Source organism: Roseiflexus sp. (assembly GCF_057785375.1).
Genome location: NZ_JBYNRX010000007.1, coordinates 1 through 25838 on the forward strand (window position 1 = coordinate 1; position 25838 = coordinate 25838).

Annotated in this window: 18 protein-coding genes; 14 read left to right on the forward strand and 4 right to left on the reverse strand. The window is 62.0% G+C overall.

Going from position 1 to position 25838, the window contains the following annotated elements; genetic code table 11:
* The first annotated feature begins 671 nt into the window (after positions 1-671).
* Both AC3EA7_RS01140 and AC3EA7_RS01145 read left to right on the forward strand, forming a co-directional pair.
* Positions 672-1676, forward strand: a complete 1005-nt coding sequence (locus AC3EA7_RS01140) for a fumarylacetoacetate hydrolase family protein (protein ID WP_488612183.1) — start codon at positions 672-674, stop codon at positions 1674-1676.
* Positions 1677-1720: 44 nt separating this feature from the next.
* On the forward strand, positions 1721-3817 hold the full coding sequence (locus tag AC3EA7_RS01145) for a glycosyltransferase 87 family protein (protein WP_488612184.1): 2097 nt from the start codon (positions 1721-1723) through the stop codon (positions 3815-3817).
* Here AC3EA7_RS01145 and AC3EA7_RS01150 read toward each other — a convergent pair.
* Positions 3773-4207, reverse strand: a complete 435-nt coding sequence (locus AC3EA7_RS01150; RefSeq protein WP_488612185.1) for an ester cyclase — start codon at positions 4205-4207, stop codon at positions 3773-3775. The genes AC3EA7_RS01145 and AC3EA7_RS01150 overlap by 45 nt on opposite strands.
* A gap of 449 nt (positions 4208-4656) precedes the next feature.
* Here AC3EA7_RS01150 and AC3EA7_RS01155 point away from each other — a divergent pair, with 449 nt between their 5' ends.
* Both AC3EA7_RS01155 and AC3EA7_RS01160 read left to right on the forward strand, forming a co-directional pair.
* Positions 4657-5820 (forward strand): FAD-dependent monooxygenase, encoded by a 1164-nt coding sequence (locus AC3EA7_RS01155; protein WP_488612186.1) that lies wholly within the window; start codon positions 4657-4659, stop codon positions 5818-5820.
* Between the two features lie 477 nt (positions 5821-6297).
* Positions 6298-8475, forward strand: a complete 2178-nt coding sequence (locus tag AC3EA7_RS01160; RefSeq protein WP_488612187.1) for a glucosidase family protein — start codon at positions 6298-6300, stop codon at positions 8473-8475.
* 3 nt (positions 8476-8478) lie between these two features.
* Here AC3EA7_RS01160 and AC3EA7_RS01165 read toward each other — a convergent pair whose 3' ends face one another.
* Positions 8479-9336, reverse strand: coding sequence for a TerC family protein (locus tag AC3EA7_RS01165; RefSeq protein ID WP_488612188.1), 858 nt, complete (start codon positions 9334-9336; stop codon positions 8479-8481).
* Between the two features lie 511 nt (positions 9337-9847).
* Between AC3EA7_RS01165 and AC3EA7_RS01170 the strand changes: the two genes are divergently transcribed.
* Positions 9848-11140 (forward strand): adenylosuccinate synthase, encoded by a 1293-nt coding sequence (locus AC3EA7_RS01170; protein ID WP_488612189.1) that lies wholly within the window; start codon positions 9848-9850, stop codon positions 11138-11140.
* A gap of 3 nt (positions 11141-11143) precedes the next feature.
* On the opposite strand, the gene AC3EA7_RS01175 is transcribed toward AC3EA7_RS01170, so the two are convergent.
* Positions 11144-11434 carry a hypothetical protein gene (locus tag AC3EA7_RS01175; protein WP_488612190.1) on the reverse strand — a complete coding sequence of 97 codons (291 nt, stop codon included), beginning with the start codon at positions 11432-11434 and terminating at the stop codon, positions 11144-11146.
* A 145-nt stretch (positions 11435-11579) separates the two neighbouring features.
* Positions 11580-12515, reverse strand: a complete 936-nt coding sequence (locus tag AC3EA7_RS01180; protein WP_488612191.1) for a ParA family protein — start codon at positions 12513-12515, stop codon at positions 11580-11582.
* Positions 12516-12747: 232 nt separating this feature from the next.
* Between AC3EA7_RS01180 and AC3EA7_RS01185 the strand changes: the two genes are divergently transcribed.
* From AC3EA7_RS01185 to AC3EA7_RS01225, 9 genes are all read left to right on the forward strand, one after another.
* On the forward strand, positions 12748-13791 hold the full coding sequence (locus AC3EA7_RS01185) for a GHMP family kinase ATP-binding protein (protein ID WP_488612192.1): 1044 nt from the start codon (positions 12748-12750) through the stop codon (positions 13789-13791).
* 86 nt (positions 13792-13877) lie between these two features.
* Positions 13878-14501: a D-glycero-alpha-D-manno-heptose-1,7-bisphosphate 7-phosphatase gene (locus tag AC3EA7_RS01190; RefSeq protein ID WP_488612193.1), complete on the forward strand. Its 624-nt coding sequence runs from the start codon at positions 13878-13880 to the stop codon at positions 14499-14501.
* A gap of 45 nt (positions 14502-14546) precedes the next feature.
* The gene (locus tag AC3EA7_RS01195; protein ID WP_488612194.1) at positions 14547-16667 is read left to right on the forward strand and encodes a polysaccharide biosynthesis tyrosine autokinase; all 2121 of its coding nucleotides are present in this window, start codon (positions 14547-14549) and stop codon (positions 16665-16667) included.
* Positions 16664-17386, forward strand: coding sequence for an acyltransferase (locus AC3EA7_RS01200; protein WP_488612195.1), 723 nt, complete (start codon positions 16664-16666; stop codon positions 17384-17386). The genes AC3EA7_RS01195 and AC3EA7_RS01200 overlap by 4 nt, the downstream gene beginning before the upstream one ends.
* 63 nt (positions 17387-17449) lie before the next feature.
* The gene (locus AC3EA7_RS01205) at positions 17450-18184 is read left to right on the forward strand and encodes an ArnT family glycosyltransferase (RefSeq protein ID WP_488612196.1); all 735 of its coding nucleotides are present in this window, start codon (positions 17450-17452) and stop codon (positions 18182-18184) included.
* A gap of 92 nt (positions 18185-18276) precedes the next feature.
* On the forward strand, positions 18277-18444 hold the full coding sequence (locus AC3EA7_RS01210; protein ID WP_488612197.1) for a hypothetical protein: 168 nt from the start codon (positions 18277-18279) through the stop codon (positions 18442-18444).
* A 74-nt stretch (positions 18445-18518) separates the two neighbouring features.
* Entirely contained in the window at positions 18519-19763 is a 1245-nt protein-coding gene (locus AC3EA7_RS01215; RefSeq protein ID WP_488612198.1) for a glycosyltransferase family 2 protein, read from the forward strand.
* A gap of 252 nt (positions 19764-20015) precedes the next feature.
* The gene (locus AC3EA7_RS01220) at positions 20016-22037 is read left to right on the forward strand and encodes a twin-arginine translocation signal domain-containing protein (protein ID WP_488612199.1); all 2022 of its coding nucleotides are present in this window, start codon (positions 20016-20018) and stop codon (positions 22035-22037) included.
* Positions 22038-23041: 1004 nt separating this feature from the next.
* A complete protein-coding gene (locus AC3EA7_RS01225) occupies positions 23042-25528 on the forward strand; it encodes a spermidine synthase family protein (protein WP_488612200.1) in 2487 nt (828 codons plus the stop codon).
* Positions 25529-25838 lie beyond the last annotated feature (310 nt).

Below are 25838 nucleotides of genomic sequence, written 5' to 3' on the forward strand. Positions count from 1 at the left end.
GCGCCCGCACCGCGCCAGCCGTTGCGGTGCAACGGCTCTGCGGGCGCGCCCTTCGTGCGCTCAGCCCGAGGCTGAACCGTCGGGCTGAGCGGCGGGGTGCAGGCATGATTTGCCAGGCACCACTGCGGTTCTGGCAGACAGCGCCCGCGCGGACGTGAACGCCCGCGCTGAGGGGACGAAGCCCCGCTGAGGCGGGGCTGGCGCGGTGCGGGCGCGCCCTTCGTGCGCTCAGCCCGAGGCTGAACCGTCGGGCTGAGCGGCGGGGTGCAGGCATGATTTGCCAGGGACTACTGCGGTTCTGGCAGACGGCGCCCGCGCGGACGTGAACGCCCGCGCTGAGGGGACGAAGCCCCGCTGAGGCGGGGCTGGCGCGGTGCGGGCGCATGCGCCGGAGCGCGGGCGCGCCCCTATGTCGCCCGGAACGTACAACGTTCAACGGTTCGCGCCGTTGTGCTGTATCACGGCGCGCCATTGCGGTGCAACGTCTCTACCGCTTCAATCTTCCCGCCTGCAACCCCTCCCGCCTCTCGCCTCGATTTGACACCCGCACCGGCGGCGGTGGTAGACGGCGGGCTGGTCGTGTTTCCGGCGAACCCGCCTCTGGCCTCGACTTGACACTCGCATCGGCGGCGGCTATGATCCGCGCACCGTGCATCCCAAAGGAGTAAGCCATGCGTCTGGTCACGTTTCAGTTTATTGACCGGCAACCACGCGTTGGGGCGGTGATGGGCGACACCATCATCGACCTGGCTGCCGCAGCGCCGCTGGTGTTCGACGATCCGCCTCCGCCTCCCTGGAGTCTGCTCGATGTGCTGGAAGGGACACCGGAAGGTATGGGTCTCGATGGGGCAGCGGAGATTGTGGCGGCAGTGATCGATCAGATCAGCGGCGCTGATGACGAGCGCATGGGAACCACGCAGTATGGACCGCTGACGATTGGCGGCGTCGAGATGCTGATCCCGCTCGATGAAACGCGCCTGCTGGCGCCGCTGCCGCACCCTTCAAGTCTGCGCTGCTTCGAGGCAAGCGAACAGCACATGGCTGCGCTTGCCCGTCTTCACGGGGGCGGCGTGCCGTACTACTGGTACGAATGCCCGCTCTTCACCTTCGGCAACCACGCCGCCATCTACGGACCCGATGCGCAGATACCGCTGCCGCGCACGATGGCGTTCGATTACGAACTCGAAGTCGCCTGCGTCATTGGTCGCGCCGGTCGTAACATTTCCCCTGAGGAGGCGAACGATTACATCGCCGGGTACATGCTGCTGAACGACTGGACGGCGCGTGATGTTCAGCACGAAGAACTGATTGCAGGGTTTGCCTTCAGCAAAAGCAAGGACGCCGCCACATCGCTCGGACCCTGGCTTGCCACACCCGAAGAACTGGACGAATACGCGCTTGACGGCGGGCATTTCAATCTTATTGTGATCGCCCGCGTCAATGGCGTCGAACAGTCGCGCGGCAACCTCCGCGACTTGACCTACACCTTCGCGCAGATGATCGCCGCGGCTTCACAGGATTGCACGTTGTACCCCGGCGACATCATCGCCTGTGGTGCGATCGGCGGTTCGCTCCTCGAGTCGACCGACGGTCGAGGTCCCTGGCTCGAACCCAACGATCTGGTCGAACTCGAGGCTGCCGGTCTCGGCGCCCTCCGAAACCGCATTGTTGCGTGAGCGCGTGTCCGCAAAAGTTCATTGGACGGGTGAAGGCGCCGCCTGTGCCTCTCCAACGCTTTTCCTGGTTCCATCTCTTCGTAATCGCACTGGCGGCGCTGTTGGTGGCCACGGGTGCAGCCATTGGCGCCGGTCCGCCGCTCTGCGACGTTGGCGCGGGTGAAGATGTCGGATGCGCCCGTGGCTTTGAGACGCGCGAACGTGATGGGTATGGGTCGTTTCGCTGGACGGACGGACATGCAGGTATGGTCCTCGCTGCTGCTGGATATGGCGGTCCACATATTATCGAAGTCGTGATGGCAGCCCCTCGTCCACCTGATGCACCCCGACCGTCCACGTTGTTCTCGACCAGCGCCGCCTCGATCATCGTTCCGCTGTCGGATGCGCCCCGGCGCTATCGTCTCCTGCATCCACCCGGTTTTCCGGCGGGGGATGCCATGCGCATAACGATCCAGAGCGATACCTGGAAGCCGCCCGGCGATCGCCGCAGTCTCGGCGTTCTCGTGTATCGGGCGCGAGCGAAGCCGCTCGGTGCGCCTGTACTGCCCTCGGTGCAGCACACCTTCGCGTTGCTGGCGATTGGTCTTGCGGCTGCGCTTGTGGCGCCTCCGGGGGTGCGCCCTGCGGTGCACACCGCCATTGCACTTGCTGCCATCGGGGTATGCGGCGCGCTGTGGGTCTGGCTGCCGGCGCGCACCGCGCCATTTCTGCCGCTCTATGCGCTTCTGCTGGGGAGTGCGGCGCTCCTGTTCATCCGCGCAGAGCGACGCGCACCGCAGCGGCAAAGGCGAACCTGGAGGGAACCCGCGTGGCTGGCGGCCATCGGCGGCGTGGCGCTCGATGCGCTCTTTGTCGCCGGCATTGCGCGTGGTTGGTGGGTTGTGCCGGTGATTGCAGCACAGGCGGCGCTCGTCGTATGGGGAATGGGGAGCGCTGCCGGACGCTCCTGGTCGCTGACCGACCTGCTGCGGATCGCGCTAGCGGTTCGTCTGCTGGCGCTCCTGGCGCGCCTGCTCAGCGGAGAGATCGGCAGCGATCCAGATGTCGAACTCTTCTACAACTACGGGCGCGCCACGCTGGAACTGGGTCTGCCGGTCGTCGAGTATCCTTCTGGCGCGCTGATCCCGTGGGCAGTGCTGGCGCTCCCTGCAAGCCGTGAATGCTTTGCGCTGGCATTACCGCTCTTGAACACCGCCGCCGACCTGTTCATCGTTTGGGCGATCTGGCAGGTGGGTGTTCAGCGCCGTGCAGCAGAAGAAAGTGACAGCGCAGCGGCGCCAGCGTGCTTCTATGCGCTGTCGCCGCTGTTGCTCCCCTTCTGGCACGGCAAGTACGACGCGCTGCCAACGGCGTTTCTGGCGCTGGGGCTGGCGGCGTTTGCACAACGGCGCATGGGTTGGAGCGGTGTGGCGCTTGGCATTGGCGGCGCGCTGAAGTGGACGCCGTGGCTGGCAGCGCCTGTGCTGGCGCTTGGATTGATGCGCTCACGCCGCACGTTCGCGCCTGCGTCATTGCTGGCATTTGCAGCAGGCGGGGCGGTTGCAGTTGCAGCAATGTCTCTTCCGTTTGCTCTGATGAATTGGGAACGTTTTCTGGCGCCATACACGTTACAGGGCGGGCGCGCCATTACCGGGGAAAGCCTCTGGTTCCCGGCGTTCCTGCTCAGCACGCCGGAGTACTGGTCGCGCCTGCCGGCGCCGTGGGGTTCGGTCGAAACAGGTCGAGTGTTCCTGGGGATAGCGATTGCTGTTCAGAGTATGGCGCTGGCGGGGCTGATCCTGAACGCATTACGATCGTCGCTCCCGGTGTGGCGGCTGATAGCGCTGGCGGCGCTGGCGCCGGCCACATTCCTGCTGCTCAACCGCGTCTTCAGCCCGCAGTACATGGTGACGATAACGGCAGCGGCGCTGATTGCCAGCGCCGCTGTTGGTGTTCCTTCATCTGTGGTCCGCCGGATTATTCTGTTGTTGACCCTTGCTCAGGCTGCCAATCTGCTGGTCTGGCCCAATACGGTTTCCTGGTGGCCTCTGGCATCGACGGTCATGTTCGTGACTTCGCTAAGCGCCTTGGCGTGGCTCTTTGCATCTGCGGTTCGATTACCGTCCCACTTCCATCACCGTGGGGAAGGCGCCGATCTGTAGCATCATCGCCGAACCGTCATAACTCCACCATGCCTCAGCGATCTTGCCTTCCACAAACCGCTCGATCGTCACTCCCTGGAGGGTGACCGCATTGTAGCTTGGCGGAATTGACCCATAGAATCCCGTGTGCGTACCGGTCCAGCTCCAGCGAACCGCGACCCGGTCGCGCTCGGCAATCAGGTCTTCGATCGTCATGTGCATATCCGGGAACGCGGTGCGTAAGCGTTCGATCCAGCGTTTGAGCGCTTTCGCATTGCGCACCTGATGCGCCGATGGGTCATGATTGACAAATCCGGGGGCGAACACTTCGTCGATGACTTCAAGCCGACCCTGGTTCCATGCGGCTTCGGCGACATATCGCGCGATCGCACGATTTGCTTCGACATACATCGGGAAAGCCTCCTTGTCTGTGCTGACGTTGCACCTCGGCAACATTGCCGATTTTGAGTAAGCGCGTCTTTGCGTCTCTGCCCGCCGCACAGCGTCGCCGAAAGTGACGACGCATCGCTGTCCGCGCCGGTTGCGTCAGAGGTGATGATACACGAGGGATGACCCTGCCGCATTCAAGGCGGAGTCATCCCTCTACCGCTGCATGATACTCCTTGATCCAGTGATTTGAGTAGAGGTGTCCTGTCCAAAAGTAATCGTCTCGCAACTATTGGGTTCCCAGGGTTTTCCGTCCGGCAGAATGAGCAGGCTTGATGTTGCGACGACATCAGCATGTGCGCTCTGGACGGAAGACCCTGCGCGTATTTCGTTGTATGATGCGTACAAGACACATGCGTGGCTGACATCTCTATCGAAGATCAGATATCGCAGGAAAATCTGGCGGCAATATCATGACAAACGTTATCATCATAGGCGGCGGCATCGGCGGGTTATGCGCCGCACTTGCCCTGCAACAGCGCAGCATTGACGCCGTGGTGTATGAACGCGCCGCCAAACCGCGCGATGCCGGCGCAGGGTTGGTGCTGTGGCCGAATGCCATAAGGGTCTTGCACGCACTTGGCGTGGGGGAAGCGGTCACTGCCGCAGGGGCGCGACTGACCCGCTCGCAGATCCGGGCGGCGGATGGCAATGCGCTGTACGAAACCAACCTGGACGAACTGGCAGCCCGTTGCAGCGCACCGGTCATTGCGATCCATCGCGCGGCGCTCCATCGCGTTCTTGCGGATGCGCTCAAGCCGGGCACGCTCAGATTTGGCGCGCCATGCACCGGTTTCACACAGGATGCCCACTCGGTCGTTGCCCGGTTTCAGAATGGCAGTATTGCTCGCGCCGATCTCCTGATAGGGGCCGATGGCATTCACTCGGTCGTTCGCAAACAGATGTTTCCCAATATCCGGTTGCGCTATTCAGGATACACTGCCTGGCGCGGCGTCGTTGAAACAGCGGATGAATCCGCTCTGGGATTGACGTCCGAGTCGTGGGGACGGGGAGCGCGATTCGGCATGGTGCGAATCGACCGCAGACGAGTCTACTGGTTTGCCACGCACAATCAGCCGGCAGGAGACGCCTCTTCTCCAGAGGATCGGAAAATGCGCCTGCTGAAGATCTTCGGCGACTGGCACGATCCCATCCGGTATCTGCTGGAAGCCACACCCGCACCAGCGATCCTGCACAACGATATTTACGATATTCCGCCGTTCACACCCTGGACGCAGGGCCGCATCACGCTGCTGGGCGATGCCGCGCATCCCACCACTCCCAACATGGGGCAGGGCGCGTGCATGGCAATCGAGTCGGCGTATGTCCTGGCGCGATCATTGCGCGCCGAAACGGATTACCCCCTTGCTCTGCGCCGCTTTGAAGCGGAACGCCGCGCCCGCACCGCATGGGTGACAAAAACCTCGTGGCGCCTTGGCGCAGGTGCGCAGATTGCGAATCCAGTTCTGTGCAGTCTGCGCGCCTGGTTGGTTCGGTTGCTGCCAGAAGACGTGCTACAATCGTCGTTCTATCGGGCGGCGCGATTCGATGTGACATGTGATCCCTTGTGCGACTGACCGCAATCTGGTGTCGGTTCTTGTACTCATGCGCGATCATTTGGACAATACATGGTGGTTGCGAACATAATCCTGTATCGCCCGGTTAAGCCTGCGCAGGCGGGTTTTGCAGCAGTAGCCCGCAGCTTCAGCCGCCAGGCGGACGAGTGGATAGCGGAATACGTATTCAAGAACCATTATTGCCGGGGCGCGCAGCAGGACGCCGGGGCGCTGCGGGCGAACGCCCTCGCTGAGGACGCAGTTCGACGGCGCGCACCGCAGGCGGTTCGACGGCGCGCACCGCACGTGAAAGCCCCGTTGGGGCTGCTGATGCCAAGGCGTTCAGTTGACCGTTGCGCCTTGCCCAACGAACGTTTGAACATCGTGTCTGACTGACCGCAATCTGGTGTCGGTTCTCAGTTCTCAGTTCTCAGTTCTCAGTTCTCAGTTCTCAGTTCTTGGTTCTTGGGTCTCGGTTCTCGGTTCTCGGGCATCGTCGTGAAACATCTTCTTCCTATCTTCATCTTTGTTGTCGCCACTGCCTGTTCGGTTCCGCCGCAATCGCCTGTTGAGACGCCGCAGCCGTCGCCTGCGCCGATTGCAACCGTGCCGCCAACTGCCGATGCGTTCGCTGATTACTGGGCGCGCGCCGGCGGCGAGGCTGCTCTGGGAAGACCGGTAGGCAAGCCGATCCTGCTCGACGGAGCGCCGACGCAAGTCTGTGAGCGTGGCCTGATCACGTTCCGTTCGGGTGGTCCGACTGCGCTCCCGCTGCCGCCAGGCTGGGCGAACGGTCTGCCAGCCGATCTCGCGCGCCTGCCTGCCTCGGCGTGGCGCGCGATGCTGACGGCGCCGCCGGCTGCGACGCCATTGACACCGCTTCGGATTCAGGTCGCCGTGCCGGGATACGCAGGGCATGCCGCTGTGCATCTCTACGACGGGCGGGCGCGCCTGATCGGGCGTTGGGATGTCACCATAGCCGATGGTGCGGGAGGCGTGGATGCGCTACCGGGAGGCGCTCTTGGCGTCCATAGCGCCTTTGTGGTTATTGATGGCGCAATCGCCGGCGGTGCGAGTCGGTTGTACACCCTCGACGCCGAAACGATGCTGGTGACCGGTCAGGAGCGCTTCGATGCGCTCTACCCGATGATCCGTCGGTTCATGGAACAGTGCGTGCTGGAATACACGCTCGACGGCGTTCCAGTGCGCGGGTATCGCTCGCCCGACAACCCGCTGCTCTGGTTGCGCGATCATACGTATCAGGCGCGCGGGTTTCGCTACTTCGAGACCGACGTCACCAGCCTGATCGACGCCTTCCGCCGTGCGCAGCGGCCTGACGGCAGTTTCCCCGATTTTCTGGCGCGCCCTGAACTGGGGGTCATGCGTCCCCTGCGCAAAGAGGTCGAGGCGGATGTCGAGTACCTGTTCATTCAGGCGGTGTATGAAGCCTGGCAGATGACCGGCGATGACGACTGGCTGCGAGCCAATCTCGACGCGCTGCGGCGCGCCGTGCGCTACACCATGAGCGATCCATTGCGCTGGGATGCCGAACGGGGTCTCATCAAGCGTCCGTACACGATTGACACGTGGGATTTTTCCTATGGTCCCACAACGACCGATCCCACCACCGGAAAACCGGCGCCGCGTCACTGGATTGATGACCAGACGATCTGGGGCATCTTCCATGGCGACAATACCGGTCTGGCGCATGCCCTCGAATTGCTGGCGCGTATCGAGGAGCGGGTTGGCAACCCGTCGCTGGCGCGGCAGTGGCGCGCGGAGGCGAACGGGATTATGGACCGGCTGAATGCGTTGAGCTGGAATGGACGCTTTTTCACCCATTTTGTGCCGCTGGCGCCGTTCGACGCTCCTGGCGTCGATGAGGCGGCGCAACTCAGCCTGTCGAACGCCTATGCGCTCAACCGCGGCGTGTTGCGCCCTGGTCAGGGGCGCGCCATCGTCGATGAGTACTTTCAGCGCGGATTGCAGCGTGGCGAGACATTTGCCGAATGGTACAGCATCGATCCGCCATTTCCAGAGGGAAGTTTCGGGCTTGCCGGTCGTCCCGGCGAGCGCCCCGGCGAGTATGTCAACGGCGGGTTGATGCCGCTGGTCGGCGGCGAACTGGCGCGGGGCGCATTCCGGTATGGCGCAGAGCGTTACGCCTTCGAGATCCTGCACCGCTACTATTTTTTGATCAGCACCACCGGCGCAACGTATCTCTGGTACTATCCGGCAGGCAATCCAGGCATTTCCGGCGAAGACACGCTGCCGACCGACGGATGGGGCGCATCGGCGATGCTCGGCGCGCTGTTCGAGGGCGCAGCAGGCATCGAAGATCGCGAGGCGCTGTATCGCAATGTCGTGCTCAGCCCGCGCTGGATTTTCACCCGCGATGTGGACAGCGTGCAGGCAGTTGCGCGATATGCCGCTTCGGACGGGTATGTCGCCTACCGCTGGCGCCGGATGAGCGGCGGCGTCGAACTGCAGGCGACCGGATCGGGGGAACGGATGCGCGTGCGCATACCCTTGCCAGAGGGCGTCACCGCGCCGATCAGCGTGGCGTTGAACGGCGCAGCGCAGGAGTACACCATCGAAGACGCGAACGGCGCCCGTTACGTCGTCTTCGACATGGTCGCGCCGTTTGGCGTCATTCAAGTACGATGGGCGACATAACGCTTACAGCGAATCCGTTTCCGTCGAATGTTCCTTGCGGCGAAACGAACCGGCCATTACAGCCACTGCCGTATCGATGCGCAGCTGGATCATCGCCGAGAGCCAGCTGAGGGGACGCGCCGCCAGTTGGATTGGAACCCGCAGCGGCGTGCGCGCGACAACCACGGTCAGGATCAGAATACTGGCGGAAATGGCGAATTGGGTCATTTCTTCGATGTGTACATGCCATACCTCTTCCGCCAGCAGTTCTGCACCAATCGCCAGGAGGAGCAGGAACGCGCCGGTTTGCAGCGCTGGTTCCCAGGCGATCATGCGGGTGAAAATGGTAGCGGCGAAGCGCATGACGAGAATACCGATCGCCACGCCGAGCATCACCGCCCAGAATTGGTCCGACAGCGCCACGGCTGCAATCACGTTATCGATGCTGAATGCCAGATCGGCGAGTTCAATCGCCAGCACGGTGGGCCAGAACCCGCCGCGCACACGGGGGATTTCGTCGTGCCCGGCTTCGGCGTGGTGAGCGTGGTACAGTTCGGCGAAGTGGTGGAACGCCAGGTAGACCAGATACGCCGCACCAATGATACGCAGCCAGGGGACGTGAATGATAACGCTTGCCAGCGCCAGCATCAACCCGCGACCAATGTATGCGCCGAGCAAGCCGACCTTGAGCGCTGCTTCGCGCTGATATCCCAGCACCCGCTGCGTCCATCCCGCCAGAAAGTGCAGCGGGCGAGGCCACGGAATCGGGCGATCATTCGGCAGGTGGGCAACCATTGCGCCAAGCACGGCGGCATTGTCGATTGACAGAATGCCTTCGAGGAAGATCAGCTGGATAATAATCGTGATAGCAGCGACTTCCATAGTTACTTGTCCTCTTTTGTGGTGAATTTAGAAGCGCGAAATGTACCACATGTGCTGGCGGAGTCTATACGCGCTCCCAACACACACGGTAAATCTGAAGGTGCGCACTGCCGCTGCCCCAGAACATGGTGCGCCTGACATAAACACCATCAACAACGGCATGGTCGACGCCTGCCGCACCCGACAGAACATGCACTTCTCTGAAACCCGGCTATAATAGCGTCTGGAGAAGATGTGCATCGATGCGATGTACGCGGTTGCCTGACAGGAAGCGCTGCGTAGTGAGCACCCCTGTGTATCGTCGAATGGCGAACATTTGAACAACGCCAGATTCGCAATGGTGCGCACGAAGGAGCAGACTGCTACACACGCCAGGGCGATGCACTGTGACACTGCCGGGTGCGAAGATCTGCTTTCTGCGCAACTTCATCGGTGGATCGCCGCGTAACTCGCAATACTGAAGCCTATCATATCATACGTTGCAAGTGGCAGTAGAGAAGGGAGTTCGCTAATGCCCGTCGTCGCAGTAATTGGCGCCCAATGGGGCGACGAAGGGAAGGGGCATATCGTCGACATGCTCGCCGAGCGTGCGCGGCTCGTCATTCGCTATGGCGGCGGCAACAACGCCGGTCACACCGTTGTCAATCGCCACGGAACCTTCAAACTTCATATTGTTCCGTCGGGCGTCTTCGATCCGGCGATTGTCAATATCATCGGCAGCGGCGTGGTGGTCGATCCCGCCATTCTCCTGGAAGAGATTGCCAATCTCGAGGCGCGCGGCATATCGACGGCCAAACTCTTCGTCAGCGACCGCGCCCACGTGATCATGCCGTATCACGTGCTCCAGGACAGGTTTGATGAGTCGCTTCGCGGTGAGGCGAAAATCGGCACAACCGGGCGCGGGATTGGTCCCGCCTATGCCGACAAAATGATGCGGATCGGTATTCGCATGGGTGATCTGTTGCACGAGGAAACCCTCTTGCAGCGCCTGCGCCTGGCGCTTGAAGTCAAGAACAAGATGTTGACGACGTGGTATGGCGCGCAACCGCTCTCGCTCCATGAGACATTTCTGAAGTATCTCGAATACGGCAGCAAACTTGAGCGTCATATCACGGATGTTCACCCGATCATCCAGCGCGCGCTCGACCGCGATCTGCCGGTGCTGCTCGAAGGCGCTCAGGGGGTGCTGCTCGACATCGATCACGGCTCCTACCCGTATGTGACGTCATCGCCGCCGGGCGCTGCGGGCGCGTGCCAGGGGAGCGGCATTCCGCCCGCCCGCCTGTCGTCGGTCATTGGCGTCTGCAAAGCCTATACGACCCGCGTGGGGGAAGGACCATTCCCTACCGAGGTCGAGGACGAGACGGCGGCCACACTGCGCCAGTTGGGAACGCCGTGGGCGGAAGTCGGCACCACCACCGGTCGCCTGCGGCGGGTTGGCTGGTTCGACGCCGTCATGGCGCGCTACGCGGTGCGGGTCAATGGCATCGACACCCTGGCGATCACCAAACTCGACGTGCTCGATACCTTACCGCGCATCAAAGTCTGCGTCGGTTACCGGCGTCACGACACCGAACTCGATCATCCGCCATCAAACCCGTTCATTCTCGGGCAGGTTGAACCAATCTATGAGGAACTTCCCGGATGGCAGACGTCCACCACAGGAGTGCGCAGCTTCGAGCAACTCCCGGTCGAGGCGCGTGCATACGTGGCACGCTTATGTGAACTTGTCGGTGCGCGACTGGGGATGGTGTCGGTCGGACCAGGACACGATCAGATTATCGAAGTTCACCGCATCATCTGAAGGTTACCGGCGAATATCTCCCGGACCCCAGAGGGCGTTCCATAGATCCTGGACTGTCGTCTGCACGGTGGCGATCATCTGTCGGATTGGATCGGGCGAAAGGCGCGCATCGAGGCGCGTGCGCGCATCTTCGATCACCTCGGTCAGCAGGGCGTGGGCATGACGCCCGTAGAGGATGGTTAGTTCGTCGGTATACCGTTCGATCAGCGCCTCGCGCTCATCGGTCTGTTGGGCATCTTCCAGCATCCGTTCCAGCGCACGACGCGCCTCGGCGCGAAAATCGTCGACTCCCATGCGATAACTCCTTTTTGATGCGAATTGCGGAGGGCGCCCACGGGGGACTCACACCTCACACCTCACACCTCACACCTCACACCTCACACCTCACACCTCACACCTCACACCTCACACCTCACACCTCACACCTCACACCTCACACCTATTGCCTATCCCTGACCAACTCCTGTTTCTTGTAGCGGCACTGGGCGCAATAGCTGATCCGGTAGCCTGCCAGGCTCGTATGCTGCAGCGCTTTCCCACAGTGCGGGCAGGTCTCGGGGGCGGCGGTCGAAACCGGACGATACGGCGCGGGCGCCGGGTCCGGCGGCGGCGCTGGCGGCTGTGGGCGAGCAGCGAAGCCGAACGCCCGGCTGATATGTTCGACCAGTAGCGCATAGTCGATGGCGCCGCGGGATCGCGGGTCGTACTCATAGATCGTCTTGCCCTGCGCGGGCGCCTCGGAAAGTCGCACATTCACGCGCACCGGCGGTGTCACCCGGTCGCCATAACGGTCGCGGAGCATGGCGAGCAATTCGCCAGACTGTCGCACGCGCGGATCGTACATTGTGGGAATGATCATGCGCACATGCCCGGCGCCGCCTTTAATGCGCCCAATCTGCGCCATGAGCAACTCCAGGCTCTTCACCGAGAAATGCTCGACGGTTGTTGGCGCAATCACATCGTGGGCGCACACCAGGGCATTGACATTGAGCGGCGTCAGCGACCCGGCCGAGTCGATCAGGACAAAATCATACGAGCCTGTGACCGGTTGGAGCGCCTGCGCCAGCACCCGGCTCCAATCGGGACGGCGCGCGATAATCGGTTGGGCGCCGAGCAGGGTCGCGTCTGCCGGCAGGAGATCGAGGCCGGGGCGCGCCTCGATGATGCAACGTTCGACGGGAGCGCCATCGACCAGGGCATCGTAGAGCGTGCGGCGGGGATGAACACCCAATGCCATTGCCAGATTTCCCTGGGCATCGGTGTCAACAAGCAGGACGCGCGCCCCTTTGAGCGCCAGCCCTGCGCCCACATTGACGACCGTCGTCGTCTTGCCGATGCCGCCTTTAAGGTTCGCCACTGCAACGACCCGCGCCACGTTCCGCCTCCGGGGACATGTGTGATATGTCACTCAGTGTAGCACATCCCGGTATGCGCCACAAACGGCGTGTAAGAAAATTGTCATCGTTGCTGCACGACTGTTTACCGTGGCTTCATTGCCTCGTGCTACAGTGGAGACCAGTGGAGATGCTGCGGCTCGCGCAGCCGCAGTTTCTTTCGTTTCTTTTCCCGGCTGCAATCGGCGCTTCTTGCAGGCAAGGAGATAGGGAATGCTTATTGCGCGCTCTCCGGTACGGATCAGTTTTGGCGGCGGTGGGACCGATCTTGCGGCGTATTACGAGCGTTTTGGCGGTATGGTCGTCAGCGCTTCGATCAATAAGTACATCTACGGTATCGTGACCAAAAACTTCGATGCCACGTTCCAGGTGATTTCTGCGGATTACCGCAACAGCATCCTCCAGGTGCCGGTCGATGGTCGGGCTGTAAGCAGCAGTCTCGAAATGCGCATGGGGCAGGTGATCTACGAGCACTTCAACCTGCGTGTTCCGCTCAACATTTTTATTGCGTCGGAGGTGCCGCCTGGAACAGGATTAGGATCGTCGAGCGCCGTATCGGTGACGCTGTGCAACATCTGCAGCACGCTGGCAGGCGAAGGGATGAACAAGCGCCAACTGGCGGAGACGGCATACGACATCGAAACGAAACGTCTCGAGGCGCCGATTGGCAAGCAGGATCAATATGCAGCGGCGTTTGGCGGCCTCAATTGCTTCGAGTTCAGCGCTGACGGGGTGAAAGTCACGCCGCTTAGCATGAACGTCGGCAACATTCGCACGCTGGAACGGCGTCTGATGTTGTTTTACACCGGCGCCACCCGCCAGGCGCGCGAGATCCTCAGCGAGCAGCGGGAGCGCAGCGAGCAGCGCAGCGGGAAAACGGTCGAAGCGCTGCATCGCATCAAGGAACTCGGATGGCAGATCAAGGCGGCGCTCGAAGAGGGGCGCTTCGACGATTTTGGCGCCATGCTCGATGAAAGCTGGCGCCACAAGAAGCAACTCGCCAGCGGCATCTCCAACAGCGCCATCGATGAAGCCTACGCCGCCGCGATAGCGGCGGGCGCCAGCGGCGGCAAAATCACCGGCGCCGGCGGCGGCGGCTTTCTGATGATCTACTGCCGTGAAGAGCGCCAGGAAGCGGTGCATGCCGCACTCGAACGTCTGGGGTTGATCCAGGTGCGGTTTGCCTTCGAGTTTGAGGGTGCGCGTATTCTCCTGCACACCAACCTGCTCAACTCACCCTACAACTGGAACGAATAGGCTGTTGGAGCGACCCTGACATTCATCCGACGCACGACCACGATGAAACCAACAATCCGAACCCTGTTCGGTTGAAAGGCGCAGCCATGCAAACAGTATTCCTGGATCGCGACGGCGTCATCAACGAAAACCGCGTCGATCACGTGAAATCGTGGCGGGAGTTTGTGTTTCTGCCGGGTGCGCTGGCCGCATTGCGCTGGCTCAACCTTGCCGGCTTTCGCGTCTTTGTGATCACCAATCAGGCGATTGTCGGGCGCGGCATCGTTTCGGCAAGCGTGGTCGAAGATATTCACGCGCATATGCAGGTGCAGGTGGCGTTGCACGGCGGGCAGATCCACGACATCCGCTACTGCCCGCACGACGATCACGAGAACTGCGATTGTCGCAAGCCGCATCCTGGTATGCTGCGCGATCTTGCGCGCCGGTGGAACGTCGATCTCTCACGTGCGTATCTGGTCGGTGATGCCTGGAGCGACATCGCCGCCGGGCGCACAATGGGAATACGTAGTATACTGGTGCGCACGGGGCGTGGCGCCCAACAGATCGCGCGCCCTGAGATGCAGCAACATCCGCCGGAACATATCGCCAATGACCTTTTGGGTGCGGTCGCGTGGATCATGCACCAGGAAGAAATTGCGTTGGCGCGGCGAGGCATGGCGCAACCGCTCTACGAGCGCGTGGTTGGAGCGCCGTTATTTTCAGTTCAGTGAGATCGTCCAGGAAAGCGCCAGTCGGCTGGTCTGGAGCAACTGCCTATGATGATAACCCCGCAAGAACTGATTCGCCTGCTACGCCCCGTCTTGCGCTGGTGGTGGATCATTCTTATTGCAGTGCCGCTTTCGAGCGGCGTCGCTTTCTTTGTTAGCCGCTCCGAAACGCGTTACTACGTTGCGCGCGCCACGCTCATGATCGGCAATACGCTCGAGAGCCAGCGACCGGACCCGATTCAGTTGCAGTTGGGGTCGTCGCTTGGGCGTTTCTACGGGGAACTGGCAAAACGCGAGCGCATCCTTCAACCGGTGCAGGAGAAACTGAATCTGCCGTTCTCCTGGGATGTGATTGCCGTCCACATGCTGCGCACGTCGGTGGTGCCGAGCGCAAACCTGCTCGAAATCTACGTCACCGACTCGAACCCGATACGCGCCGCAGCCATCGCTAATGCGATTGCCGATCAGTTGATCGCCTACAGCCCGACCTCTCCGGATAAAGTCGCTGCCGAGCAGATGACGATCGAGCAGCAACTGCGCGAGAGCGAAGCGCGCCTCAATGATCTGCGCGCACGCATCGAAGAAACGACATTCCGCCGCCAGCAGGTCGTCTCTGCCAGCGACCTTGCTGAAATCAACCAGACGTTGATGCAACTCGAGGCGAGTCTGAGCAAGGAGCAGGAGACCTACAATCGCCTGCTTTCATTCAAGAACAGCAGCGTGGTCAATGTGCTGACGCCGTTCGAGCCGGCGGAGCCGCCTGCCGCTCCGCTGCCTTCACGGCGCAACCTGACGGTGCTTTTCGCCGGTCTGGGCGGATTCGTCATTGCGGTGGCGGCAGCGTATGTGCTGGACCGGATCGATCCGCAGCTGCGCGGTCCTGGTGATGTGCGTGACCGGATTGATCTGCCGGTGTTTGGAAGCGTTCCAAAGGGACCGCCGATCCAGGTTGTCGCCGATGTGCATGCAGAGCGCCGGATCGAAGCCATGCGTCGGGTGCAGACGAACCTGATGCTGGCAGCGCGTGAAGAGGGGATCCATGCGCTGCTTGTGACCAGCCCGTATCCGAATGAGGGACGCAGCGCAGTCAGCGCCGATCTCGCCGATCTGTTCGCACGTTCGGGGCATCGCGTTCTCCTGGTCGATGCCGATCCGACCGATCCGCACCTGTCACGCCTGCTGAGCGCCGATCCCGACATCGGTCATCCGTGGACTCGCCTTGGCGCCGGGGATCACCAGGAGTTGCGGAAGCGCCTTGTCCCTTCGGCAATGCCGAATGTTGCATTTCTTCCGGTGGCGCCGACCCTCGATGCCCAACCGGCGATGTTGAGTTCGCGCCGCTGGCACGAGTTGACCCACCTGTTCACCAGTGTCGCCGACATTGTCATTTTCGATGGACCGGCGGCGATGGCGGGACCTGATGCGGCATTGCTGGCGCCTCACGTGGATGGCGTGGTTGTCGTTGTGGACCCGGCGGCTGATGAACAGGACATACTGGTGCAGAGCAAACAGCGCCTTCAGAAGGACCAGCGCTCTCATCTGATGGGCGCAGTGCTGCTCGAACCAGCTGCGCTCGAAACAGTTCGCCGACCGTTGCTCGGCGCCTGGCCCTGGAAGCGATCTCCTGCGTTGCCGGATCTATCGGGCAACGGCGCCGACGCTTCCGCTCAGCGTGGTCATGTGGGTGGGGCTTCGCACTCGCCCCCTGCCGGAGCGCCGATCGTTTTTGATGTCGATACATCCGACATGCCCGAAGCTGAGCATGTGATTCTCACGCCGCCGCCTGTGCCTGATGCGAACGAGGAGCGTGTGCTCGTTACGCCGCTGAATGACGCCATGCGGCAAACGGACGAAAACGCGGGCGATAATACTTCACCGCAAAGCGACGATCACACACCAGCGCACTGGAGGAATGGCGCTGAACGCACGGTTGCTGATGGCGGGCTGTCGGGCGCGGAAGAACGGCGGGCTGCGACAGGCTCAGCCCGCGAGATAGAGCGCACGGCTGCTGATGATGCGCTTGCCGCAGCACAGACACCTGGACAACAGGAGGCTAAACAGCCTCAACGTGAGCATAAAAAGCATCAGACGCCAGCGGTGTCTTCCACAGGAGCGCGATCTCATCGTGTGCGCGGCGCCAGAAGCCGTAAACGCAGCAGACAGCCATGAAACAGGTCAACCTCTATCTTTCGCGCCAGTCGTCGTCGATGAGCCGGTATGTCTGGGAACAGGTCGTCCAGGCTGCGGCCGGGTGGATTCCGGGGATTGTCGGGATTGGGGTACGCGCAGTCGTGTATCGCGCGATAATGCACATCGACGGCGTGGCAGCCATCGAGGAGGGCGTGCGCATCCGATTTGCCGACAATGTGCGCCTCGGGCGCGGCGTGTACCTCGACCACGGCGTCTATCTGCATGCCTGTCCTGGCGGCATCTCGATTGGCGCCGAGAGTTATGTGATGAAGAATGCCATTCTCCACGTGTACAACTTCCGCGATCTGCCGCATGCCGGCATTCGAATCGGCGCCCGGTCTCTGATCGGCGAGGCGTGCATCCTGCGCGGGCAGGGAGGCATCACGATCGGCGACGACGTCTTTCTGGCGCCACTGGTGCAAATGCTGGCGGTGAACCACGTGTACCACGACACCAGCAGACCGATCAGCCTGCAAGGGATCACCTGTCAGGGAATCACGGTCGAAGACGGCGCCTGGATCGGCGGCGGCGCGATTATTCTCGATGGCGTGCGCATTGGGAAAAATGCCGTCGTCGGCGCGGGCGCGGTCGTGACCCGCGATGTGCCCGACTATTGCGTCGCGGTCGGCAATCCGGCGCGCATCGTCCGCGACCTGCGCAGCCAGCCGGTGGCGCCGGCGAAGGTTCCGGTGTATTGATTCGTATTCCGATGGGGCAATGGCGCCATTTCAACAGCATTGTGGCGTTGTGACGTCAACGCTATGGCGCTCAATCTTCGCTTACCATTCTACCGTCTGGTTGGGCTGACTGCTGGCGTGCTGGCAATTGTTTGCCTTCTGTGCATCAATCAGCCACTCTACCCCCATCCCTGGTTTGACGAGGGCCTGAATGCAGGCGCAGCCGCTACGCTTGCGCGAAGCGGCCTGTACGCATTGCCAGACCCGGACAGTCCGCGGATTCTCGATCCGGCGATCCAGACCGGACCGACCGTTATCATTCCCATCGCTGTCGCTTACCGCATACTTGGTCCGAGTATCTGGCTGGCGCGCATGATCATGCTTCCGTTTGCAGCGCTGGCTGTTGTGATGTTTGTTCTTGTGGCGCGACGGCTTGCCGGGGATCACGGCGCCGTGCTGGCGACACTGTTGCTGCTGGCAGGCACATACGACCTCTATGCCAGTTTTGTGCCGATGGCGCGCCAGACATTGGGCGAGGTTCCCGCGCTCGCGTTCATGCTGCTCGGGCTTCTGATCTGGTTTCGTTCGCTGGAGCGCGAAGCGCATGCTCCGCTTGCCTGGGCATTGAGCGGCATTGCCTGGGGCCTGGCGATGATTACCAAGTCGCAGGCGCTCATTCTCATTCCTGTTGCATTGGGAGTAATCCTGGCTCTAGATCGACTGTACTATCGCAGGGCAGGCTGGCTTGCCGTGATCGTCCCTGGCGTCTTCGCAGCTATCCGTCGACACGTGTTGCAAATGAATATACCCGTCACCTGATCCTCCGCCAGCAATTGCCTGAGAAGGTGAGAGATGATCTCCCCACGTCTCCAGACTACGTCCTGGTAGGCGGTTTTGGCGCGTGGACAAACATGTATCACGACATCATCGCCAGCCCCTGTGCTCATCTGGTGGTTGAACATGGCGCCTATCGCCTCTACCGGGTGGTGACGCATCCGACATCTGACGCACCCCTCACGCCGCACTTCCCCCGGCGTCATCCGATTGTCATATCTCCATGCCACGATCTCTGGCAGTGAGACAACGTGGATATGCCTGGGACGCGTCGTTGACGGCGCGTTGGAACAGGTGCGTGTGAGGAGGAATCAGGCGTATGACAACCTTATCGGTGGTGATCCCGGCGTATAACGAAGAAGATGGGATTGCGGCGATTGTCGAGCGTGTGCTGGCGATTGAGCCTGAATTGCCGAAGTACGGCGTCGATGCGCTGGAGTGTATTGTAGTCGATGACGGTTCGCGCGATCGCACGGCAGAGATTGTGCGGCGCTATGTGCCGCGGGTACGTCTGATTCAACAGCCCAACAAAGGGTACGGCGGGGCGTTGAAGACCGGCTTTCAGGCGGCGAGCGGCGATCTGCTCGGATTTCTCGATGCGGACAGCACCTATCCGCCGGAATATTTTCCGCAGATGTGCAAAGTGGCGCTCGATGGCGCCGACCTGGTGATCGGCAGCCGCATGGCGGGTGCGACGAGCGAGATGCCGCTGGTGCGACGTATCGGAAATTTCATTTTCGCCAACCTGCTCTCGCTCGTCGCGGGTGTGCGCATTAGCGATAGCGCCAGTGGCCAGCGGATCATCCGGCGCGAAGCGCTGCCGGTCCTCTATCCGCTGCCTGATACGCTCGACTTCACGCCGGCGATGAGCACGCGCGCGCTGCACGAGAACCTGCGCATGGTCGAAGTGCCCATCCCGTATAAGGAGCGTTCCGGGCGCAGCAAACTGAGCGTGGTGCGCGACGGGCTGCGCTTTTTCAAGAGCATTGTGTGGACGGCGCTGACCTACAATCCAGTGCGGATCTTTGGCGGCATCGGCGCATTGCTGCTCCTCCTCAGCGTGGTGCTGATGGCGCTGGCGTTCGGCATGCAGGCGCTCGGCATCGACTCGGTCGTCTCCTTCCCGCGTCTGTTCGGCGCGCTGGTGCTGGCGGTCGCCGGTGTGACGCTGTACACTACCGGCACGTCGTTCAGTTACATCGTTGCGCTGTTCCACAAGCGCCCAATCCGGCAGGGCATGTTCGGTCCGCGCGGTAATGGACGCAAGATCGAGAAGCACTACTGGTGGCTGGGGATGGTGGCGGTTCTGCTGGGTATCGTCATCTACATTGCTGCGGTCGCCTTCGATCTGACCAACCCGGCATTGCAGGTGTCGTGGTTTGCGCCGGTGGTCAGTGCGCTGCTGGTGCTGACCGGCGTGCAACTGGTGAGCGCCTGGAGCCTGGCGCGCGTACTGGCGGAATTGAGCGTACGCGAGGGTCTGGCAGCGCGCGACCTCAGCGGCAACGGTGTGCCGGGAGCCGCTACGAACGCCGAGAATGTGCAGACTGCGGCGGTGTCGTAGGGCCTTTGCCCCGACGCGCCTGCCGCGCTGCGCTGCGTCGTCCCCGGCAGGCGCGCTCGTGCGGGCATGATGAAGATTAACCATCTAAAATCGGCATACCCTGGCTGGCGGTTGAAACCGCGCCTTGGGGCGTGTGCGCGCCGGGCGTCGGCCTGCGCCGACGCTGTCCCCCCCGCGCAAGCGGGTGGCCGGCCGGAGGCCCACAGGCGCGCATTTATTCGCAAGCCCGCATACCGGATTTAATTCCTACCAATGGCTATGACGAAACGCCCACATCGCCCAATCATCTCCCGCCGTCGCTTCCTGCAGACGTGTGCGTGTACGGCGGCGGCGGGGGCGCTTGGCGCAACAGGATATGCCGTCGCCAACGCCCCGCTTCCCCCGCCCTACTCCGAGTCGTCGGTCTTTCAGACGCCGGTTGCCGGCAAACCAGTGCCGGACGCGCCTATCCTGCTGGTGACGAATCCGGGGGCGCAGCCGTCGTTTGGCGCGTATCTCGGCGCCATTCTGCGCGCCGAAGGGTTTGTGGCGTTTCGGATGGCGCGCCTTGACGCTCTTGATCGGGCGCTACTGGCGCAGTTTCCGCTCGTGCTCCTGGCAGCCGGTCCGCTTCCCGCAGAAGCCGCCGATCTGTTTCGCGCGTATGTGCTGAATGGCGGGCATCTGATCGCGTTCCGTCCCGATTCGCGCCTCGCCGGCCTCATGGGCGTGCGTGCGCTGGGGGGTGAGGTGACCGATGGCTTGCTCTCAGTCGCCGATCATCCGCTCGCACAGGGCATCGTCACGCAGGCGCTTCAGGTCCATACCTCGATGGCGCAATACGAACTGTCCGGCGCCGAGGCAATTGCCTGGATAGCCCGCCGTGACGGCAGCCGGACATCCTACCCCGCCGTCACGGTGGCGCGCGCCGGGAAAGGTATTGCCGCACTCTGGGCATTTGATCTGCCCTGGAACATCGCCCTCATCCGTCAGGGGAATCCGGCAGCGGCAAACCAGGAACGCGACGGGATGGAAGGGGTTCGGACGGTTGACCTGTTCGTGGAGTGGATCGACCTCGACCGCATCGAGATTCCACAGGCGGACGAACAGCAGCGGTTGCTTGCAACCATGGTGCATGCGCTGGCGGGTGACGCGCCGCTGCCGCGTCTGTGGTATTTGCCGGCTGGCGCTGCTGCGGTGCTGGTGGCAACTGGCGATGCCCATGGCCTGCTGGCGTCACACATCGATGCAGCGCTGGACTTGGTGCATCGGTACGACGGTGCGCTCTCGGTCTACTATGCCCCGCCGCCCATGAGCAATCGGTCGCGGACACTGCGCCGGGTGCGCTGGTGGGCAGCGGAACTGCCGGTCGCCGGCGCGGTCTTCACCGACGACTCAGGGTACCCGACACCAAAAGATGTGGCGCGCTGGCGCGATAGTGGTCATGGATTTGGCTTGCATCCCTACGTCGAACAGGGGGTTGGCAAGGGGTATCACGAGTACTGGAACACCTTCATCAAACTGGGGTACGGACCGGCTGAGCCGACCGTGCGCACCCATCGGGTGCTCTGGTCGGGATGGGTTGAGACGGCGCGGGTGCAGGCGCAGTACGGTCTGCGCATGAGCCTCGACCACTACCATAGCGGTCCGCTCGTGCGTCGCGCGGATGGGTGCTGGGTTCACGGGTATCTGACCGGCAGCGGACTGTCGATGCCTTTCGTCGATGAGCAGGGAAATCTGTTGCGCGTCTACCAGCAGCATACGCACATTGTCGATGAGCATCTGATGCGAGTATTCGACACCGGTTATGAGATGGGGGTGGATGTCAACGAAGCGATTGCCATTGCGTGTCGGCAGATCGATGCGGCAGTGGAGCGGTATCCATCGGCGCTCGGGTTGCAGTGCCATATCGACCCGTTCGCCTTTGGCGGCGAGAAGGCGGAGATGGTGAGCGCCTGGTTCGACCGGGTGCTCGAGTATGCCGCATCGCACAGTGTGCCGATCATGTCTGCCGAGCAATGGCTGGCATTCACCGAGATGCGTGACCAGGCGGAGATGCGTGGCCTGACATGGGATGAAACTGAAGGCGCATTGACGTTTGAGACGGTTGTCGGTACCGAGTCACAGCACGCGTTGGCGCTGCTGCTGCCGCTGGAGCACCGCCAGCGTCCCCTGCGCCAGGTGACCATCAATGGTGTGCCGGCGAGCGCCGAGCAGAAGCGTGTTGGGGGCGTCGCCTATGGCGCAGCGGCGCTGGCTGAGGGGCGAAGACAGGTGCGGGCGTATTACCGGTAACTGCGGTGCTCCATTCGGCGATTTGATGCCTGCTCTTTTGAACCACAGAGGCACAGAGGGCGCAGAGGGAAATGCGAGCAGTCGCCTGTGCGATATTGCGCGCCGCTCCGCGCTGTGATGCCTGCTCTTTTGAACCACAGAGGCACAGAGGGCACAGAGGGAAATGAGAGCGGTCGCTTTTGCGATATTTCTCTTTCGCGCCGTTCGGCGCTGCAAGGGTGTATTTTCCGGCAAGCCCTCATGTTGAACCGTCCGTTCTTGGGTATTAGAATGCCTCAATGCCCCCTCTCCAGCAGCGCTGGAGAGGGAGCGGGGGGTGAGGAAGAGAAAGGCTTCTGGACGAGGAAAACGTTCATCGCGTTTGAAAAAACTCCACATCCTGAGATTGGCGGAGGTGACGATCGACGCCAGAGCGTTACCTTCAGGCGTGGCAGAACGGTATCCTCACAGAAATACCGAAGAGAAACCCGAATCTCATGAGACTGGTCTGCGTCTGACCAAATGGGCGGAAAGAAATCCAAAGAGACGATACTTTTCTCAGCGTGCAGCAACGACTCCGCGAGTCGCTGCACCAGGGCACATCGCATCCTGGCAGAAAGGGGGTGCAGGCATGAATTGTCAGGCGGCAACCCGCCGCGCCGCCCGACGCTGAACCGTCGGGCGGCGCGCACGAAGGGCGCTGTCGCGCCCTCGCTCCGGCGCATGCGTCCGCACCGCGCCAGCCCCGCGTCAGCGGGGCTTCGTCCACTCAGCGCGGGCGTTTACGTCCGCGCAGGCGCCGTCTGCCAGAACCGCAGTGGTTCCTGTCAAATCATGACTGCACCCGCAGAAAGGTGCGCCCTCCGCCACGCTGGCGTCGCTCATCACAGCATCGTCAGGAGTTGTTTCAGTCGAGTTGTCATGAAATAGTCGAGCGATGCTGCTCTGATCCGGCGGGCGCTCGGCAGGGTCGCATCTGCGCCTGTGGAGTGGGCGATACATTAAAGAAGAGGGAGACCTAATCTATGACGAATGTTCAACATTCTTCCTGGCGCAGGTATCTGGGGCTGGCGCTGGTGACGGCGAGTATTCTGGCGTTGCAGGTGACGTTCACTCGCATCTTTTCGATCATGATCTGGCACCATTTTACCTACCTGATCATTGGGGTGGCATTGCTTGGCGGCGGCGCGTCCGGCACGTTTCTGGCGGTGCGCGCGTGGGACGCGGCGAAGCTTGAGCGCCGGCTGGGGAAACTCGTTGTTGTGTATAGTCTGGCGGTGCTGCTCAACCTGGCGATTATCGGCAGCGTCGCCATTGATCCGTTGCGCGGCAGCCAGATTGTGCAAACCCTGATCGGTCTGGCGCTCTATTTTGCCGGATTGTTCACGACATTCTTCCTCGGCGGGTTGATTGTTTCCGGCGTGTTTACCTTGTGGCACAAAGAAGCGCATCGCCTCTACTTCGCCGACATGCTGGGAGCGGGTGTGGCGACGCTGGCGATCGTGTGGGTCATCCAGGCGATTGGCGGTCCGGCGACAATTGTGCTGACGGCGCTGCTTACGCTGGCAGGCAGTTGGCTGTTTGGCATTGCGCTGTGGCGACGCTGGCGCATTGGCGCTGCCATGCTGAGCGCCGGTCAGGTTGCGCTGGTCGGCTGGCTCCTCTTTGGGACGCCATTGCATCTGCCGGTGCCCGGCTCGAAAGAACTTGGATGGGCGCAGCAACACTTCAGTGCGCGCCTGGAGTATACGCGCTGGAACCCGGTGGGGCGCGTTGATGTGATGCCGACCATTCAGGTGAAGGAGCCGATGATCGTCGGCGGCATCAGCAAGGTGTATCTGGCAAGCGACGAGTTTCAGCGCGCGCCGCTGTACGACCTGAAACTGGTAACGCTTGACGGCACTTCGATGACCGGCATGTACCGGTTTGATGGAACGGACGCAGATCTCCAACGTTTCCGCTTCCTCGACCACGCAATCATCAGTGCGCCGTACCAGATGGGGTTGAAGCACGACACCGCCTTGAAGATCGGCGTCGGCGGCGGTCTCGATATTCTGTTGGCGCGATTGTACGGCACTCAGCAGATTACCGCCATCGAATTGAATGCGGACGTTGTGAAGTTGCTGGAAGGACCGTATCGTGAGTTCAGCGGCAATCTCGCCGGGCATCCCTCCACGCGGATTGTCGTTGCAGAAGGGCGCAGTTTCCTGACGCGCGATGCCGCCACCTATGACCTCATCCAGGGAATTGGTCTCGATAATCTGGTGGCGCTTTCCGGCGGCGCATACGTCCTTTCCGAGTCCTATCTCTACACCGTCGACTCGTTTACGCTCATCCTGAACCGGCTCAATCCGCAGGGGGTCTTTGCCTGGACGCGCAATGTCGATCAACCGCCGCGCGAAATGTTGCGAATCACGGCGCTGGCTGCCGAGGCGCTGCGGCGACGCGGCATCGCCGATCCTGCCGCACACATCGCCATTGTCGCCAATGACACGAATACTCAGGCGACGCTGCTGGTGTCGCCGTCGCCGTTTCTGCCGGAAGCAATCGAGCGGCTGCGGGCATGGGCGGATGCTAATGCATTCATCATGCTGCACGATCCGTTGCAGCAGCTCAATACCGCGTATGCGGAGTACCTCTACGCGCCTGATCCGCGCGCCTTCGAGGAGGCGTATCAGTTCAACATCTTCCCGGTGACGGATGACAATCCGTTCTTTTACAACTACTTTAAGTGGAGTCATCTGACCTTCGACCAGGCGTTCACTGGCAAACTCAACCGCTTCCCGATAGGGAATCTCATTCTGATTGTCATGTCCGGCTTTGCGCTGGCGAGTGCGGCAGCGTTCATTGTGGCGCCGCTGTGGCGCCATAACCGGCGCGGGTTGCAGTCGCCGCTGGCGCGCCCCATGCTGGTCTACTTCAGCGCCCTGGGAATTGGCTACATTTTCGTGCAGATTGTGCTGATCCAGCGGTTTACCTTGTTCATCGGCTATCCCACGAGCGCCATCACGACGACGATCTTCAGCATGCTGCTCTTCTCGGCGGTAGGAAGCCTGCTCAGCCGCCGATGGATCGACAGTCCCGCCCACCTGCGCATGGCGCTGATTGCAGTCGTCATCGCCGTTGGCGTGTACATTGCGGCGCTGCCGCCGCTGTTCCGGGCGCTGCTGCACCTGCCGGACGCCGCGCGTATGGCGGTGAGCGTGCTGATGATTGCGCCGCTTGCGTTGCTCATGGGCATGCCGTTCCCAACCGGTCTACGGCAACTCGGCACGCATGGCGCGGATCTGGTGCCATGGGCATGGGGGATGAACGGCGTCTTTTCGGTCGTCGGCTCAACTCTCGTGATCATCGTCAGCATGGCGAGCACGTTTACTGTGGCAATGGCGTGTGCAGCGCTGTTCTATGGCGTCGCTGCCGTCGTTGCTGCGGGACTCTACCGGGGTGTGGCGGTGCGGTTGCATGGAGTTGCGGGGGGACCGGTGGATGTGGTGGAGGGGGTCAGGGGGTAGGAGAACCGAAAACTGAGAACTGAGAACCGAGAACCCTGTCGCCCCGTCGTGACTGTCACTACTCGCGTTCTGCGTCTGACCCTGGCGACTCGTCGGGCAGGGTGAAGAACAGGAGTATGCCCGTCGTCCAGTGGTGACAGTCCACAGGCGTTGCGGTGCAACGCCTCTACCTGTAACCTTCCCACCTTCACCCCTCGCACCTCTCGCCTCGCACCTCTCGCCTCGCACCTCTCGCCTCGCACCTCTCGCCTCGCACCTCTCGCCTCGCACCTCTCGCCTCGCACCTCTCGCCTCGCACCTCTCGCCTCGC